13 protein-coding genes are annotated in these 16,259 nt (G+C 72.8%); 1 reads left to right on the forward strand and 12 read right to left on the reverse strand.

Annotated elements, in window-relative coordinates:
* Positions 1-539 precede the first annotated feature (539 nt).
* From K8625_RS23335 to K8625_RS23375, 9 genes are all read right to left on the reverse strand, one after another.
* Complete coding sequence (locus K8625_RS23335) at positions 540-2,324, reverse strand: monovalent cation:proton antiporter-2 (CPA2) family protein (protein WP_223783942.1); 1,785 nt, start codon at positions 2,322-2,324, stop codon at positions 540-542.
* A gap of 111 nt (positions 2,325-2,435) precedes the next feature.
* Positions 2,436-3,920: a potassium/proton antiporter gene (locus K8625_RS23340; protein WP_223751899.1), complete on the reverse strand. Its 1,485-nt coding sequence runs from the start codon at positions 3,918-3,920 to the stop codon at positions 2,436-2,438.
* Positions 3,921-3,955: 35 nt separating this feature from the next.
* The gene (locus K8625_RS23345; RefSeq protein ID WP_223783943.1) at positions 3,956-5,656 is read right to left on the reverse strand and encodes an ATP-binding protein; all 1,701 of its coding nucleotides are present in this window, start codon (positions 5,654-5,656) and stop codon (positions 3,956-3,958) included.
* 104 nt (positions 5,657-5,760) lie between these two features.
* Positions 5,761-6,825: a chemotaxis-specific protein-glutamate methyltransferase CheB gene (gene cheB, locus K8625_RS23350; RefSeq protein ID WP_223751897.1), complete on the reverse strand. Its 1,065-nt coding sequence runs from the start codon at positions 6,823-6,825 to the stop codon at positions 5,761-5,763.
* A complete protein-coding gene (locus K8625_RS23355; RefSeq protein WP_223783944.1) occupies positions 6,822-9,332 on the reverse strand; it encodes a hybrid sensor histidine kinase/response regulator in 2,511 nt (836 codons plus the stop codon). The genes cheB and K8625_RS23355 overlap by 4 nt, the downstream gene beginning before the upstream one ends.
* Positions 9,332-10,975, reverse strand: coding sequence for a methyl-accepting chemotaxis protein (locus K8625_RS23360; RefSeq protein ID WP_223783945.1), 1,644 nt, complete (start codon positions 10,973-10,975; stop codon positions 9,332-9,334). Before K8625_RS23360 ends, K8625_RS23355 begins: the two co-directional genes overlap by 1 nt.
* Positions 10,972-11,583: a chemotaxis protein CheW gene (locus tag K8625_RS23365; protein ID WP_223751894.1), complete on the reverse strand. Its 612-nt coding sequence runs from the start codon at positions 11,581-11,583 to the stop codon at positions 10,972-10,974. The genes K8625_RS23360 and K8625_RS23365 overlap by 4 nt, the downstream gene beginning before the upstream one ends.
* Positions 11,583-13,337: a CheR family methyltransferase gene (locus K8625_RS23370; RefSeq protein WP_223783946.1), complete on the reverse strand. Its 1,755-nt coding sequence runs from the start codon at positions 13,335-13,337 to the stop codon at positions 11,583-11,585. The genes K8625_RS23365 and K8625_RS23370 overlap by 1 nt, the downstream gene beginning before the upstream one ends.
* Positions 13,334-13,807 carry a chemotaxis protein CheW gene (locus K8625_RS23375; protein ID WP_141332646.1) on the reverse strand — a complete coding sequence of 158 codons (474 nt, stop codon included), beginning with the start codon at positions 13,805-13,807 and terminating at the stop codon, positions 13,334-13,336. Before K8625_RS23375 ends, K8625_RS23370 begins: the two co-directional genes overlap by 4 nt.
* A 403-nt stretch (positions 13,808-14,210) precedes the next feature.
* Between K8625_RS23375 and K8625_RS23380 the strand changes: the two genes are divergently transcribed.
* The gene (locus tag K8625_RS23380; protein ID WP_223783947.1) at positions 14,211-15,458 is read left to right on the forward strand and encodes an RluA family pseudouridine synthase; all 1,248 of its coding nucleotides are present in this window, start codon (positions 14,211-14,213) and stop codon (positions 15,456-15,458) included.
* Here K8625_RS23380 and K8625_RS44515 read toward each other — a convergent pair.
* From K8625_RS44515 to K8625_RS23395, 3 genes are all read right to left on the reverse strand, one after another.
* A complete protein-coding gene (locus K8625_RS44515; protein ID WP_223783948.1) occupies positions 15,403-15,717 on the reverse strand; it encodes a methyltransferase domain-containing protein in 315 nt (104 codons plus the stop codon). The two genes, K8625_RS23380 and K8625_RS44515, sit on opposite strands and share 56 nt — an antisense overlap.
* Positions 15,718-15,723: 6 nt before the next feature.
* Positions 15,724-15,861, reverse strand: a complete 138-nt coding sequence (locus K8625_RS23390) for a class I SAM-dependent methyltransferase (RefSeq protein ID WP_223783949.1) — start codon at positions 15,859-15,861, stop codon at positions 15,724-15,726.
* A 293-nt stretch (positions 15,862-16,154) separates the two neighbouring features.
* A partial coding sequence (locus K8625_RS23395) for a hypothetical protein (RefSeq protein ID WP_223783954.1) occupies positions 16,155-16,259 on the reverse strand: 105 nt, incomplete at its 5' end.

A 16,259-nucleotide genomic window follows, 5' to 3' on the forward strand; every position in this document is an offset into this window, starting at 1 on the left:
CGGGAGGAGCTGGAGGTCGAGGAGAGGAGGCGGGGCCGTGTCAGGAGGGAGGACAGGCTGCCTCGGGATTCTCCGGGCTCCTCGTCGAGAAGGTGCTCCGCGCAAAGGGGCGGCATGGCGCGGCGGCCGTCCCCCGCGCACGGGGTGACGTCGTCAGCGCGTGGCATCCCCGCGCTTCCGCGTGGGCCGAGGCACGGAAGGGGGTGGGCTTGAGTGCTGCGGTGAGGCCGAAACGCATCCGGGCAGAACCATACTCCGCTCCGTGTCTGGCGCGAGCGGCCCCCGCTGCTCCTTCCTCGCTCGGTGCGCTCCAGGTCCCTGCCTGCCGTTCCGAACGGCCGGTTCTTGCAGCGTGACTGCAATTCGGCCGGCCGGATGCGCCCGGGGTGAATGCGGGTTCAGATAACCCGGGAAACGGGGTGGGTCTGGGATGTGGCGTTTTCGTCTGGAGTCCGGAATCCCAGGGAGGTGGGTCAGTCCAGGTCGGACGTGATGAGGGGCGCTGTCCGGGAGCACCCGGCTCGCGAGGGTGGGGCGGCTCAGGCGGACTTCTTCTGCTCGGCGTCGTCCTCTTCGAAGAGGCGCTCCAGCTCCTTGCGGGCGCGGGCGGCGGCCTCCACCAGCCTGGCCTCGTCGCGGTGGAAGCGGGCCGTCTCGCGCAGGAGCTTCTCGTCGTGCTCTCGCAGGCGCTCCATGACGCGGTGGCTCTCGGAGAAGGTGAGCCCCATCGTCTGGAGGATGTCGCCGCCCAGCTCCATGCTGCCGGCGAACGTCTCCCGCATGACGTGCTCGATGCCCAGGTCCAGCAGCTGGTAGGCGTGCACGCGGTTGCGGGCGCGCGCGAAGATGACCAGGTGGGGGAAGTGCTCCTTCACCGTCTTCGCGGTGCGCAGGGACGCCTCCATGTCGTCGATGGCGAGCACGAAGACGCGGGCCTTGTCGGCGCGGGCGGCGCGCAGCAGGTCCAGCCGGGACGCGTCGCCGTAGAACACCTGGCTACCGAAGCGCTTCATGAAGTCGATGTGCTCGGGGCTCGCGTCGATGGCGGTGAACCCGATGCGCTTGGCGCGCAGCAGTCGGCCCACCACCTGACCCACGCGGCCGAAGCCGGCGATGATGACGGGGTGGTCCTCCTGGGGCGCCACGTCGAACTCGCGCGTCTGGGCCTTCTTCTGGAAGCGGGGGCGGACGTAGCGCTCGTAGGCCGCGTAGAGCATGGGGGTGGTGGCCATGGACAGGCCCACGACGACGACGAGCAGGTCCGCCTCCTGGGCGCTCATGACGTGGAAGGACACGGCGAGCGCGAAGAGGACGAAGGCGAACTCGCCGCCCTGGGAGATGACCACGCCCAGGCTGAGCGAGGGCTCGTTCTCCTTGAGGCTCAAGCGGCCCAGGCCGTAGAGCACGGCGCCCTTGAGGGCCACCAGCCCCAGGACGAGGGCGGTGACGAGCACGGGCTGCTCGACGATGAGGCGCAGGTTGACGCTCATGCCCACGGCGATGAAGAACAGGCCGAGCAGCAGGCCCTTGAAGGGCTCGATGTCGGCCTCCAGCTCGTGGCGGTACTCGGACTCGGACAGGAGCACGCCGGCGAGGAACGCGCCGAGCGCCATGGACAGGCCCACGGCATGGAGCAGGGCGGCGGTGCCCACGACGACGAGCAGCGCGGTGGCGGTGAACAGCTCCTGGCTGTGGAACGAGGCCACGGCGCGGAAGAGGGGGCGCAAGAGGAAGCGGCCCGCGAGCACCACGCCCGTGAGCACGGCCACGACCTTGAGGCCGGTGAGCCAGCCGGGCTCGGGTGACGCGGTGCTCGCGTGGCCCAGCAGGGGCAGCAGCGCGAGCAGCGGGATGACGGCCAGGTCCTGGAACAGGAGGATGCCGAAGGCGAGGCGTCCGTAGCCGGTGGTGAGCTGGTTGCGCTCGGCGAGCAGCTGGAGGGCGAAGGCGGTGGAGGAGAGCGACAGGCCGAAGCCCGCGATGATGGACGCCCCGGGGGACAGGCCGAACAGCCAGCAGACGCTCGCGAGCAGGGCGCCGGTGACGACGACCTGGGCGCCGCCGATGCCGAAGACGGAGTGGCGCAGGCTCCAGAGGCGGGAGGGTTGCAGCTCCAGGCCGATGACGAACAGCAGCAGCACCACGCCCAGCTCGGAGAAGTGGAGCACGTTCTGCACGTCGCCGATGAGCTTCGCGCCCGAGGGGCCGATGACGGCGCCCGCGACGAGGTAGCCCAGCACCGAGCCTAGGCCGAGCCGCTTGAACAGCGGGACGGACACCACCGCGGCCGCCAGGAACACCAGCGCCTGATGCAGGAAGGACATGAACCCGCTTCCTGTCACGGACGCCTGGGACGAGCAATCACAGCCACGGCGGCACGCCGATGATTCGACGGCAAAGCATCGGCGCTCCGGCCGGGCCCAGCGCACGCGCGCCTACTCGTCCTCCTGCTGCCCGAAGAGCAGGCGCAGCAGCGGCAGGTCCTCCGCGTGGCCGAAGACATACACGTGGTCGCCGGGCTGGAACACGGTGTCGCCCTTGGGCGCGAGCAGCTCCTGCCCACGCACCAGCAGCATCGCCGCCGAGCCCGGCGGGAAGGGCAGGTCCGCCAGCCGCTCGCCCGCCACCGCCGACGCCTTGTCGATGTAGAACGAGCTCAGCTCCCCCTTGAGCAGTTGCGTGGACGCAATCTCCAGCACCGCCTGGGGCGGCTCGGGCACGTTGGCCGCCAGGCCCAGCTTCTTCGTCACCCACGGCACCGTCGCCCCGGGGATGAGCCCGTTCACCACCACGATGAAGAACACGATGTTGAAGATGTCCCGCGAGCCCGGCGCGTTCGCCAGCACCGGGAACGTCGCCAGGATGATGGGCACCGCGCCCCTCAACCCCACCCAGCCCGTGTAGACCATCTCCCCGAAGGGGAAGCGGAACGGCAGCAGGCACAGGAACACCGCCAGCGGCCGCGCCAGGAACGCGAGCACCAGGCCCAACCCCAGCCCCTCCCACGCCACCTCCACCAGGTTGCGCGGATACACCAGCAACCCGAGCACCAGGAACATCAACACCTGCGACAGCCACGCCAGCGCGTCGTGCACGCGCAGCAGGCCCGTGCGGTAGCGGATGCTCTCGTTGCCCAGCGCGATGCCCACCACGTACACCGCCAGAAAGCCGCTGCCGTGCAGCAGCGTGGGCAGGCCGAAGGACAGCAGCGCCAGCGCCAGCGTCATCACCGGGTACAGCCCCGCCACGCGCAGCCGCAGGCGCTTGAGCAGGAGCCTCGCGCCCATGCCCATCGCGAGCCCCAGCCCCGCGCCCACCACCATCTGCACCACCGCCTCCACCGCCAGGTCCCACCCCGGCGGCTTGCCGCTCGCCAGCGTGTGCGTCAGGCCCGTGGTGAGGATGACGGCCATCGGGTCGTTCAACCCCGACTCCAATTCCAGCGTCGTGCCCACCCGCCGCTTCAGGTGCAGCCCGCTGCCGCGCAGCACGGAGAACACCGCCGCCGCGTCCGTGGACGACACGATGGCGCCGAGCAGCAGGGACTGCGTCCACCCGAAGCCGAAGATGAAGTGCGCCGCCGCGCCCATCAGCGCCGCGGTCGCCACCACGCCCACCGTCGCCAGCACCGCCGCCGGCTTCAGCGCGGAGTGGATGGCGGCCAGGGGCGTGTTGAGCCCGCCGTCGAACAGGATGAGCACCAGCGCCACCGTGCCCAGCCGGAACGCGAAGCCGTAGTTGTCGAAGGCGATGCCGCCCGGGCCGTCCGAGCCCGCCGCCATGCCCACCCCCAGGAACAAGAGCGCCACGGGGATGCCGAAGCGGCCGGACGCCCGGCTGAACAACACGCTGAGCGCCAGCAGCGCGCCGCAGACGGCGAGCAGGAACGCGGTGGGGAGCGGCTCCGTGGTGATGGGCATGACCGGGCGAGGACTCTAGCCGTCCTCGCCCCGTCTCAGGCGTCCAGTCGCGCGCGGGACGCGCCGGAGTGCGGCGCGGTGGACACGCCCGTCAGCGGCAGCGTGAAGGAGAAGGTGCTGCCCTCGCCCTTCGTGCTGCGCGCGTGGATGTGGCCGCCGTGCGCCTCCACCAGTCCCTTGGCGATGGCCAGCCCCAGCCCCGTGCCCCGGCTGGCCGCGTCGCGCGCCTGCCAGTACCGGTCGAAGATGTGCGGCAGCGCCTCCGGGTCGATGCCCGAGCCCGTGTCGCGCACGTGGATGCACACCTCGCCGTTGCGCACGGACACCCCCGCCTCCAGGTCTCCCCCCGGCGGGGTGAACTTCACCGCGTTGCCCAGCAGGTTGCCCAGCACCTGGAGCACCCGCGTGCGGTCGCACTTCGCGCGCACGTCGTCCTCGGTGGAGCGCGTGTGCAGGTGCAGCCCCTTGGCCTCGGCCAGCGGCCGGATGGCGTCCATCGCCTCCGTCACGAGCGCCGTCATGGAATGCTCGCCCAGCTCCAGCGGCAGCCCCCCCGCCTCCAGCCGTCCCCAGTCCAGCAGGTCCGAGATGAGGCGCGACATCCGGTCCGTCGCGTCCTGGATGCGCGTGGCCTGCTTGGCCACCATCTCCCCGCCCGGCCGCGCGCCCGGCCCGCGCAAGAGCAGCGCCGAGCCCAGCTGCACCACGCCCAGCGGGTTCTTCAGGTCGTGCGACACCACCGCGAGCAGGTCCTCACGCGCCCGGGCCGCGCGGCGCGACTCGCCCACCAGCCGCGCGTTGTCGATGGCCAGGCTCGCGCGAAGGCACAGGTCCTCCGCCAGCGCCAGGTCATCCGGCCCGTACCGCCGGCCCGAGCCCGAGGCAACGAACGTCACCGCGCCCAGCGTGTTCCCGCGCGCGCGCAGCGGGATGATCATGTACGAGCGCGCCTGCAGCGTGCGCAGGAGCGTCGGGTGCGCGGGCTCGGCCGCCGCCGCGCGCAGCAGCGAGTCCGTCACCGCCGGCACCAGCTCCGGCTCCCCGGTGCGCAGGACGCGCAAGAGCCCCACGGGCGCGTCGTCGCGCCGCTCCATGCGCTGGGGCAGCGCCGCCGCGCGCTCCTGCTGCGTCGGGTCCAGGCACGCCACCGCGACCCGCGACACCCAGTTGCCCTGCTCCAGCGCGTCCACCAGACACCAGTCCGCCAGGTCCGGCACCGCCAGGTGCGCCAGCAGCGTGTACATGCCGTGCGGGTCGGGCGGGTGGGTGAACAGCGTCGTCATCGCCTGGTAGAGGAACGAGCGTCGACGCTCGGCCTGCTCCACCTCCGCGCGCGCCAACTGCTCCAGCTCCAGCGCGCGCGAGTACACCGCCTCCGCCTCCGTCAGCGGCCGCGCCGTCACCAGCACCAGGCCCTGCTCGCTGTCGGACGCGGGCAGCGGGGTGAGCACCAGCGCGTGCCGCCGCAGGCCCGAATCCATGGGCCAGGGCAGCTCCACCGTGACGCTGTCCCCCAGCGACGAGGCCCGCGCTCGCGCGGACTCCAGCCTCGCGGCGTCCTCGACCGGCAGGCCCAGCTCACTCCAGCTCCGGCCCACCAGCCCCTCGGGCCCCTGTCCGAAGGCCCGTGCGCCCGAGGCGCTGGTCGCCATGAGTCGCCCCACCGCGTCCAGGACGTAGGCGGGGTCGGGGAGCGCCATGAAGGCGGACAGGAAGGAAGGCAGGGATGTGCTCATTGGAACGGGGGGATGGGCCTGATGGGATATTGACACCCCTCGACACGAAGACCATTCCTCCGTGTCCAGTCAGGCTCCAAGATTTAACAAGCGGATATTATGGCTCACCCCGACTGTGCGCCTGCCCGGACGGCGAGCGTCAGTCGGGCGGGCAGCGAGGCCAGGGAGACGACCTCGTCCGCCAGCCCCGCCCCCACCACCACGCCCGGCATGCCGAAGACGACGGAGGACTCCTCGTCCTGCGCCAGCACCCGGCCCCCCGCCTCGCGCAGCTCGCGAATCCCCTCCAGCCCGTCCTGGCCCATGCCCGTCAGCACCACCGCGAGCGACTCCGCCCCATGCGCCCTGGCCACCGAGCGGAACAGCCACGTCGCCGAGGGGCGGAAGCCGTTGACGGGCGCCGCCTTGGACACCTGCGCGCGGCCGTCCTGGATGCCGAGGTGTCGGTCGTCCGGCGCCAGGTAGACGTGGCCGGGCAAGAGCAGCTCTCCCTCCTCCGCCACCCGCACGGGCAGGGGCCCCGCCGTGGCCAGCCAGGACGCCAGGCCCTGACCGAAGCCGAGCGCGATGTGCTGCACCACCAGCACGGGCGAGGGGAAGTCCGAGGGCAGCTCCGACAGCAGCCGGAACAGCGCGGCCGGTCCTCCCGTCGACGCCGCCAGCGCCACCACCGCCGTGCGCGGCGGCGACTTGCGGGGCGCGGGCGTGGCGGGAGGAGGCGGCACGGGCGCGGTGCCCCGGTCCGGCCAGCGGCGCACCACCTTCACCTCCGCCATGGCCTTCAGGGTGTCGCGCAGTCGACGGCTCTCCGCGTCGAAGTCCGGGGACTCGGGGCCCAGGGGCTTCTGGAGCACCGCGAGCGCGCCGGCGCGCAGCGCGGCCATGGACGTCTGGATGTCGCGCTCCACCAGCGTGGACACGACGACGACGGGGGTGGGCACCTCCGTCATGATCCGGCGCGTGGCCTCCAGGCCGTCCATGCGCGGCATCTGGATGTCCATCGTCACCAGGTGGGGCCGCAGCCGCTGGGCCAGCTCCACCGCCTCCACGCCGTCCTTCGCCTCGCCCACCACGCTCAGCGCGGGGTCGGCGCGCAGGATTTCCACCAGCAGCCGGCGGGCGGTGGGCGAGTCCTCGGCCACCACGATGCGCAACGGTTCAGTCCTCATAGCAGTCGTCTCAGGGTCTCCAGCAGGCTCGTCGGGTCGAACGCGCTTTTCACAAGATAGGCACTGGCCCCCGCTTGCAGCCCGCGCGCCTTGTCCTCGGGCTTGCCCCGGGCGGTGACCAGCACCACCGGCAGCCGCGAGAAGCGGGGGGAGGCACGCACGGCCTCGGTGAGCGCGATGCCGTCCATGCGCGGCATCTCCACGTCGAGCACGAGCGCCTCGGCGCCGACGGTCTGCAGCCGCTCCCAGGCCTCGGCCCCGTCCGCGCACGCCACCACGTCGTAGCCGGCGCCCTCCAGGATGCTCTGCTCGAGCGCGCGCGTGGTGGGCGAGTCGTCCGCCAGGAGGATGCGCCGCCGCGCCGCCCGGGCCGCCGGGATGGGGAACAGCGCCGTGGAGGGTCGTCCCCCCGCGGCCCGCACCAGCGAGGCGGGGTTGAGCAGCAGGGACAGCCGTCCGTCCGGCAGCACCGCCGCCGCCGACACGTGACGCGCGCGGCGCACCCGGGGGCCCAGCGCGCGGACGAGGGCCTCCTGCTCGGCCAGCACCTCGTCCACCACCAGCGCGGCGCGCGCGGTGCCGGCCGCCAGCACCACCGCTCCCCGGCGCTGACGCGGAGGCCCTGCGGGCAGGCCCAGCACGTCCGACAGCGAGGCCAGGGGCACCAGCGCGTCCTCGGCCACCCAGGTGGGTCGGCCCTCCACGTCGCGCACCTCCTCGGGCGCCAGCCGCACCAGCCGGGCCACGCCCTCGCTGGCCAGGGCCAGCGTCTGTCCTCCGGTAGACACCAGCAGCACCCGCAGGGTGCTCAGCGTGAGGGGCACGTCGAGCGTGAAGCGCGCGCCCTTGCCGGGCTGGGTGGCCACCTCCACCGTGCCGCGCATCGCCTCCACCTGGGTGCGCACCACGTCCAGGCCCACGCCGCGTCCGGCGACCTCCGTCACCCGCGACGTGGTGGACAGGCCCGCGTGGAAGGCGAGCCGCGCCGCGTCCGCGTCGTCCTCGGGGACCTCGATGCCTCGCTCGAGGGCGCGCGCGCGCAGCGCCTGGAGGTCCAGGCCGCGCCCGTCGTCCTCCACGGTGACCTCCACGCGGCTGCCGCGCAGGCGCGCCGACAGCGTGACGAGCCCCTCCTCGGGCTTGCCCGCGCGCTCGCGCTCCTCGGGGGACTCCAGGCCGTGCGCCACGGCGTTGCGGACCAGGTGCAGCATCGGCTCGCGCAGGGACTGGAGCAGGGAGCGGTCCAGTTCCAGCGTGCCGCCCTGGATCTCCAGGCGGACCTTCTTGCCCTCGGAGCGGGCCACGTCGCGCGCGGCGCGCTCCAGCCCGCTGCAGCCTTCGACGAAGGGAAGGGTGCGCGCGCGGCGGACCTCGTCATCCATGCCGGTGGCCACACCGCCGAGGGCCCGCTGGTCCGCGGCCAGCTCGCGCGCCACCCGCGCCAGCTCCGTCTCCGCGCGGCGCAGCGCGGCCTCGCCGTCGGTGCCGCGCACGGCGTCGCGCACGCGGGCGAGCTCCTCGCGCACCGTCTCCAGCGTCTCGGCGCGGCCCTCCAGTCGCAGCGCGGCGACCCGCAGCTCCCCGCTGCGCGACAAGAGCGCGTCCAGCTTCTGCGCGGACACGCGCACCGGCAGCGTCGTCTCCAGGCCGGCGCCACCGGACGAGGACTCCAACGGCTCCGCGCCCGGAGCGCGAGAGGACCCCGCGTCACGAGAGGCGTCCGCACCACCGGCACCCGGAGCGCGTGAACCTCCACCGTCGCGAGAGGACTCCGCGCCGCCGGCACCCGGAGCGCGTGAACCTCCACCGTCGCGAGAGGACTCCGCACTGCCGGCACCCGGAGCGCGTGAACCTCCACCGTCGCGAGAGGACTCCGCACCGCCGGCACCCGGAGCGCGTGAACCTCCACCGTCGCGAGAGGACTCCGCACCGCCGGCGCCCGGAGCGCGTGAACCTCCCGCGTCACGCGTGGAGGAGGGCCCGCTGGCGCCCGGCGCGCGTGAGGCGCCCCCGTCGTGCGCGGACGCCGCACCGCCGGCCCCCGAGTTGCCCACGCTCCCGCTCGTGCGCGAGCCCTCCGACACCGAGGGACGTGCCGGCGCCGCCGCGTCCTGGGCCGCGCGCTCCAGGTCCGGCAGCAGCAGCTCCAGCGGCGAGCCCGTCAGCTCCTGCCGCGAAGCCAGTCGCCGCCCCGCGTCGTCCAGCGCGTCCACGGCGGCGAAGCACAGCTCATACAGCTCCGGAGGCGCGGTGCGCCGGTCGCGCAAGGGCTCGAGCACCTCCTCCAGCCGGTGACAGGCCGTCTCCACCAGCAGGGCGCTGGCCGCGCGCGCGGCGCCCTTCACGCTGTGCAGCGTGCGCAGGAGCGCCGACACCCGCTCGGTGGCGGGCGGTGTCCCCTGCTCCCGCTCCAGCGCGAGCAGGTCGCGGTTGAGCGACGTCACATGTCCCTCGAGCTCCTCGAGGAACGTGGCGAGCAACGCCTGTGCGAGCCTGTCGCGGTCCATCAGCGGCCGTACTCTTCGAGCAGACCCTTGAGCTTCTGCCCCATGCCGTTGATGTCCTGCATGGCCCGCTCCGTCTGGCGCGACGACAACAGGCCCTGCTGCGTGGCCTGGTTGACGTCATGCATGGCCTGGCGGATCTGCGCGATGCCCGTGGCCTGCTGGTTGGCGGAGGCGGCGATCTGCGCGGCGGTGAGCGACGCCTGCGCGAGCAGGTCCGACAGCGTCTGGATGGTGGCGCCCGCCTCGGACACCACGCGGGTGGCGGTGGCCACGCTCTTGGTGCCCTCCTCGGTGGTCATCACCGCGCCGTGCGTGGCCTTCTGAATCTGTCCGAGAATCTGCCGCACCTGGCTGGTGGCCTTCTTGGACTGGTCCGCCAGCGCCTTCACCTCGGCGGCGACGACGGCGAAGCCCCGGCCGTTCTCCCCCGCGCGGCTGGCCTCGATGGAGGCGTTGAGCGCGAGCATGTGCGTCTGCTCGGAGATGTCGTTGACGGTGGTGATGATGTCGCCGATGGCCTGCGCCTGCTCGGCGAGCGCGAGGATGCGCTGGGCGATGGACTCCACCTGCTCGCGCACGGTGCCCATGGAGGACACGGCCTCCTCCACGGAGCGACGGCCGGAGCGGCCCACCTCCTCGGCGTGGCGCGCGGAGTCGCTGACGTTGCGCGCGCGGCCGGCGGCCTCCTCGGACGTCTTGGTGATCTCCTCGATGGTGCTCACCGTCTCCGTCACCGCGCTGCCCTGCTCCTGGGCGCCAGCCACCTGCTCGGTGGTGCTGGCGAGAATCTGCGAGCTGGCGCCCGCGAGCTGATTGACGAACTCCGCCACGGTGCGCAGCGTGTGCTCGCGCTGCTCGGACTGCCGGGCGATCTGCGCCTCGGATTGCTGACGGCGCTCGGCCATGTCGTTGAAGGCGCGCGCCAGCTCCGCCGTCTCGTCGCGGCCCTTGATGTCGATGCGGTGGGCCAGCTTCCCCGAGCCCAGCTGCTCCACGCCCAGCATCAGCCGGCGCAGCGGCACGGTGATGCTGCGGGTGATGACGTAGCTGCCCACGGAGACGATGAGCAGACCCATCACGGCGCAGATGGCGAGCACCCACATGATCTGCCGCGCGGCGGCCTGGGCGGCGTCGGCGTGCTCCTTCCAGCGCTCCTGCTCCTCGGCGAGCATCTCGTTGATGACGCCGCGAATCTGGTCCATCAGCTCCTTGCCCCGGTGCCCCCGGACGATGGGCAGCGCGTTCTCCAGGCCCTTGTCGCGGCGCTGGCGGATGCCCTCCTCGAGCAGGGCCAGCCGCCCCGTGATGAGCGGCTCCAGGCGCACCATGCGGTCGCGCTGCTGGCGGAAGGGCGCCATCGCGTCGCGCAGCAGGTTGATGTCCTGCTGGAGCGTGGCGACCGCCTGCTGATAGGGCTCCAGGTAGGAGTCCTCGCCGGTGAGCAGGAAGCCGCGCTGTCCCGTCTCCGCGTCGACGATGAGCGCGCGCACCTCGCGCACCAGCTTGTAGTTCTCGTGGGCCTTGAGCAGGCCTTCGGTGGTCTCGTTGAGCTGGCGGGCTCCCTGGAACGCGACGACGGCCAGGATGAGCAGCACCATCAATGAGAGTCCGAAGCCGACCGCGATGCGGTTCCCGATGTTCATACGACTCCTTCGTCGGACAAATCGAACACGAGGCGACTGTCACTCAGCAACGCGTCGCCCTCCAGCAAGAGAGTTCCATCCCTGTCGGCCGCGAACACCAGACCGCCGGCGGTATCCACGAGGGCCTCGGGGGTGGGCAGCAGGTCCAGGCTGGACACCTGGGTGACCTCCTGGACTTCCTCGGTGCGCACGCCCAGCTCGGCCCGGTGCGTGCCCACGACGAGCAGGGGGCCGGTGGCGCTCGACGGCGCGCGGCCGAAGAGCGGGGCCAGCTCGACGACGGGGAGCACCTCCCCGTGCAGCAGCGTGAGGCCGCGCAGGGCGGCGGGGGCGCCGGGCAGGGGGATGACCTCCGCGGAGCGGACGACCTCGAGCACGAACCGGGACTCCAGGGCGTAGGTCTGGCCGGAGGCGCCAAAGCGCACCACCTCGCGCAGGGTGTCCGGGGCGAGGTCGGGCGTGAGGGGGCGGCCGAGGGCGCGGGCGCGCTCGTCGAGCAGCGCGGCCTCCTCCTCGGGGGTGAGGTCGCCCTGGGCCTCGCGAGAGGACTCCAGCTCGGCGAGCCGGGCCCGGACGGCGGTCCAGTCGATGTTCTTGGAGTGCGGCATCAGGAGCCTTCCATGCGGACGCGCTCGTCGCGGGCGGCGCGTGCCAGCTCACGTGCGCGCTCGCCCTCCGCGAGTGGCACGGCGGTGTCGGGGGGCAGGGCCTCGCAGAGCGTCTCGGCCTCGCGCAGGGCCTTCCGGGCGCCGGGGAGGTCGCCGAGCCGGCGCAGCACGCGTCCGAGGACGAGCCAGGCGACGGCGAGGGTGGGCTCCAGGTAGAGGGCCTGACGGACGGCGCGCTCGGCGTCGGGGAGGCGGCCCTGGCCGAGGAGGAGGAGGGCTTCGAGGTAGCGCAGGCCGGGCACGAGCGGATGGCGGGTGGCGGCCTCGGCGCTGACGTAGAGGGCGGCCTGGGCATCCAGGTTGGCGATGGCGCGCACGGCGGTGGTGGCGATGTCCGGGTCGGGGTCCAGCGCGCCCAACCGTGTCGCGGCCTCGCGCCAGTCGCCGCGCTCCAGTGCGCGACGGGCGGTGGACAGCTCCGCGGGATGGAGGACCCGGGGGTGGGGGCCACGAGGCGCGGAGCCCTGCGTGTTCGCACCGGAAACCGTGGCCGCGGACGAGGCGCCCGGTCCGCGGTTGACTGCGCCCGCCTGACCTGGCAACGCGCCCGCGGAGCCGGCATCCTGCGCGGAGCCTGGCCCGCGCTGGAACGCACCGGCATCGCCTGTCGCGGCGCCGGCATCGCGCGCAGAGCCCTGCTCGCGCTGAAACGCGCCCGCATCGTACGGAGCGCCCGGCCCGCACGGAAACGCGCCACCCTGTCCCGCGCCACCCGCCTCGGGATGAGCGCCCGAGCCCTGCGCCCAGGCGCCGCCCACGGGCTGCGACGGCCACGTTTCATGCGGTGCCCGAGCCCCATGACCCTCATGTGCCGCACCCGCCGGGTGCGCGCCGAACGGCGCCCCATCGGGAACGGCCACGGTGGTGCCGGGAGGAAGCCGCCGATAGAACACGCCCCACTCGGTGAGCACGGGCTCCAGCGGAGCCAGCCCCCCGAGCGGTGGGTCCGAGGGACCGGTGAACAGACACCCTCCCTCCGCCAGCGACGCATGGAGGCGGCGGGCCACGGCCTCGATGGTGGCGTCGTTGAAGTAGATGAGGACGTTGCGACAGAACACGACATCCAGCCGCCAGATGCCGGAGTCGGGCGAGGGCCACGTGTCGAGCGCGAGGTTCAGGTAGCTGAAGCGCACGTGCTGTTTCACATCCGGCGCCAGGATGTACTGGCGGCCCTCGGGGCGCAGGTGCGCGCGCATCCGCTCGGCCCAGGGGCCCCGAAGGGACCACTCGCCGTAGTGCGCGCGCCGTGCGCGAGCGAGCGCCGTGCGCGACACATCCGTGGCGAGCACCGTCATGTGCTGGCCCCAGCCCTCGTTCATCATCAGGGCCGCCAGCGAGTACGGCTCCTCGCCGGACGAGCACGCCGCGCTCCACAGGCGCGCGCTGTAGTCCTGTCCATGGCGCTCGCGCAGACCGGGGAGCACGACGCGGCGCAGGTGCTCGAAGTGCTCGGGGGTGCGGAAGAAGTACGTCTCACCGATGGTGAGCTCGGTGAGCAGGTCGTCCATCGCGGCCGCGTCATCGCTGATGCGCAGGCGATAGGTCTCGAAGTCCCGGACGCCGGCGCGAGCCATGGCGCGGCTGATGCCCTCCTCGGCGGAGGCGGGGCAGGAGGGTGGAGCGAGCCCCGCGCGCTCCTCGACGAGCGCGAGCACGGCGGGAAAGCCCGGATGGCTCCACGGCCCTTGCCTCACGCACGCTCCGTCGAGGACGCGAGCGCCGCGTCCAGGGCCAGGGACTCGGCCTCGGAGAGGAACCCGCGCAGGTCGTGGACCAGGACCAGGCCGTCCTCCAGCTTGGCGGCGCCGGTGACGTAGCCGACGCCGGGCAGCTCGCGGGGCGTCTCGTCCCACTCCTCGGGTGCGACCACCCGCAGGCCCTCGGCGCGGTCCACGCGCAGGGCGACCTGTCGGGGGCCGGCCTGGGCGATGATGAGGTGGTCGAAGGAGGACAGGGGCCGGGCGGGGTGCCGGAAGCGCCGGCGCAGGTCGAGCACGGGGAGCAGCTGGCCGTGCAGGTTGAGCAGTCCCTCGACGACATCCGGTGCTTGGGGCAGGGGTGTCAGGCGCACGGCGCGCACCAGCTCACGCACGTCCTCGGTGGGGAGGCCGTAGCGTTGACCTGCCAGGGTGAACAGCAGCACCTCTCGCGGAGCGGACACCATGCAAGGGAGGACATAGACGCTGGTTTGCGGGCTGTCGAACCCGGCGTGGACCCCGCACGTCCTCTGTCCACCAGTGCCCAATGTCGCAAGCCCCGTGTCTCACCGCCCGTGTCCCCCTGTCTCCCGGAGGAGTGGGCCGGCGAGCCCGCCCCCGGGGGAAGGGGCCCCCGGAGCGCCGGACCTGTGAGAGCCTCCTTCGCGCATCCCCGTGAGCGAGCCACCCCTGTCCCCGCGCCTCTTCGATTCCCCGCCCCTGCCCGGAGAGGTGCCCCCGCGTCTGCCCAGCCCCTTCGCGCCCGGGGCGCCCGGGCCGCTCGCCCGGAGGGCCGCCGAGATGCTCCGTCAGCGCCTCGAGCTCGAGGCCCCTCGCTGGGAGTCCCTGTGGCGTCCGGGTGGAGGAAAGATGTTCGGCGTCCTGGTCGTCTCCACGCCGCAAGGGCCACCAGGCTTCCTGAGCGCCTTCTCAGGGATGCTCGGAGGCCGCTGGGAGGTGGACGGCTTCGCGCCCCCACTCTTCGACTTGAGCGCGCGAAAGACCTTCCTGCCCCGGGGCGAAGTGGAGCTGGCCGAGCTGGGCCACCGTCTGCGCGAGCTCTCCAGGGACCATGAGCGCGCCGTCCTGGACTCGGGGCCCTCCAGCGCCCAGGCACGAGCGCTCAGCGAACGTCGAGACGCCCTGTCCCATGAACGCGCGGAGCGCTCACGGGCCCTGTGGCACCGGCTCACCTGGGACTATGACATCCCCAACGCGCGAGGAGGCCGGGTCCCCCTGGCGAGCCTGTTCGACCCGCGTCCCGTCCCCGGAGGCGCGGGGGAGTGCGCGGCGCCCAAGCTGCTGGCGCAGGCCTACCGTCATGGCCTGAAGCCCCTCGCGCTCGCGGAGTTCTGGTGGGGCGCACAGCCCGAGGGCGGCGGCCGGGTCTCCGGGGCGTACTACCCGGCGTGTGACAGCAAGTGCCGCGTGGTCCTCGGCTTCATGCTGGAGGGGCTCGACGTGGACCCCGCTCCGCCGCTCCCCACCGGAGGCACGGTGAGGGTGGTGCACGAGGACGCGGCATTGCTCGTGGTGGACAAGGACGCGGGGCTCGCCTCGGTGCCGGGGCGTCATGCCCCGGGCCGGGACTCCGTGCTCGTCCGCCTCCAGTCGCGCTACCCCGAGCTGACCTCCGCGCATTTCCTCCACGCGCTGGACGCGGAGGTCTCCGGCCTCCAGGTGCTCGCGCGGGACGTCGAGACGCGGGCCGCGCTCCAGCGCCAGCTCTCGCGGGGGGAAGCGGAGCATCGCCATGTCGCCTGGGTCGAAGGGGGACTCCCGGGCACGGAGGGCCGAATCGACCTGCCGCTGCGAGGCACCACCTCCGGCGCGCTCGAGTCCCTGGCGGGGCGCGCCCACGGCAAGCACGCGGTGACGGACTGGCGTGTCGTGGAGTCACACGCGGGCCGCACGCGCGTATGGCTCTGGCCGAGGACACGCCACGCATGGCAGCTGCGCATCCACACCGCGCATCCCGAGGGGCTCGGTGCCCCCATCGTCGGAGACACCCGCTTCGGGAGCGAAGCCGGGCCCTGGCGATTGCACGCCGAGGGACTCGTCTTCACGCATCCGCGCACGGGCGCGCGACACGACTTCCACGCCCCAGCCCCCTTCTGACGTGACGGCCGAGCGTCTCAAGCCATCCGCTGGATATGAAGAGGAGCGGGTCTTTCTGACGGACGAGCACCCGTCGCTCCACCACGGCGTCGAAGACTCGCTCTCGCGGCAGTGACGCCATGTCGCAATGCTGGAACCGTACCTGCGACAGCCCTCGCTCCCGAGCGCGGCGCCAGGCCCACTCGAGGGACTGCGCGGCGCCATCGATGCCCACCACCTCGCCCGAGGGACCGACGAGCTCCGCGGTGAGGGGGCTCACCTCACCTCACCTCCCCACGCCACAGCCGACGTCCAGGACCCGCATCCCGGGCCGCAGCCCCGCGGCCCGGAGCACGCCCTCCGTCAGCGGACGGAAGACGCTCGCCTGGTACTCCATCGCCTCATCTCCTCGTCCGAGTGGCATGGCTGATATCCGGTGGTGTCCGAGCCTGTGTCTCGTCTCCGGTGTCTGTCTTCAGTCAAGGACAGTGTTCACGGGGCGAGCACATCCCTCATCCCGAGGGCTGGTTTCCTGAACGAGCCACACGGGAGAGGTCTTTCAGCGCTCGGCGGGATTGGACGAGGGGCCAGGTCCGGTGCGGGGAACGAGGTGTCGCCGGTGTGGGCCTGTCTGTCATTGCGGGGCCCTTCGTGAAACGACGACGGGCCCGGTGGAGCGCACCGGGCCCGTCCTGATGTCTCACGCGGCGGAGCGGCTCAGCCGCCGAGCGCCACGTTCTCCAGTACGCCCAGCGCGTCGGGGACGAGCACGGCGGCGGAGTAGTAGGTGCTCACCAGGTACTGGGTGAGGGCCTGGTCGTT

It is taken from the genome of Myxococcus sp. AS-1-15, from assembly GCF_020037055.1.
Lineage (GTDB): Bacteria > Myxococcota > Myxococcia > Myxococcales > Myxococcaceae > Myxococcus > Myxococcus fulvus.

Excerpts from the sequence above, each read along its gene's own strand:
- K8625_RS23390 (WP_223783949.1), bottom strand. The coding sequence starts at position 15,861 with ATGCCACTCGGACGAGGAGATGAGGCGATGGAGTACCAGGCGAGCGTC.
- cheB (WP_223751897.1), bottom strand. The coding sequence starts at position 6,825 with ATGAGGACTGAACCGTTGCGCATCGTGGTGGCCGAGGACTCGCCCACC.
- K8625_RS23335 (WP_223783942.1), bottom strand. The coding sequence starts at position 2,324 with ATGTCCTTCCTGCATCAGGCGCTGGTGTTCCTGGCGGCCGCGGTGGTG.
- K8625_RS23375 (WP_141332646.1), bottom strand. The coding sequence starts at position 13,807 with ATGGTGTCCGCTCCGCGAGAGGTGCTGCTGTTCACCCTGGCAGGTCAA.
- K8625_RS23340 (WP_223751899.1), bottom strand. The coding sequence starts at position 3,920 with ATGCCCATCACCACGGAGCCGCTCCCCACCGCGTTCCTGCTCGCCGTC.
- K8625_RS23345 (WP_223783943.1), bottom strand. The coding sequence starts at position 5,656 with ATGAGCACATCCCTGCCTTCCTTCCTGTCCGCCTTCATGGCGCTCCCC.
- K8625_RS23365 (WP_223751894.1), bottom strand. The coding sequence starts at position 11,583 with ATGCCGCACTCCAAGAACATCGACTGGACCGCCGTCCGGGCCCGGCTC.
- K8625_RS23355 (WP_223783944.1), bottom strand. The coding sequence starts at position 9,332 with ATGGACCGCGACAGGCTCGCACAGGCGTTGCTCGCCACGTTCCTCGAG.
- K8625_RS23360 (WP_223783945.1), bottom strand. The coding sequence starts at position 10,975 with ATGAACATCGGGAACCGCATCGCGGTCGGCTTCGGACTCTCATTGATG.
- K8625_RS23380 (WP_223783947.1), top strand. The coding sequence starts at position 14,211 with ATGTTCGGCGTCCTGGTCGTCTCCACGCCGCAAGGGCCACCAGGCTTC.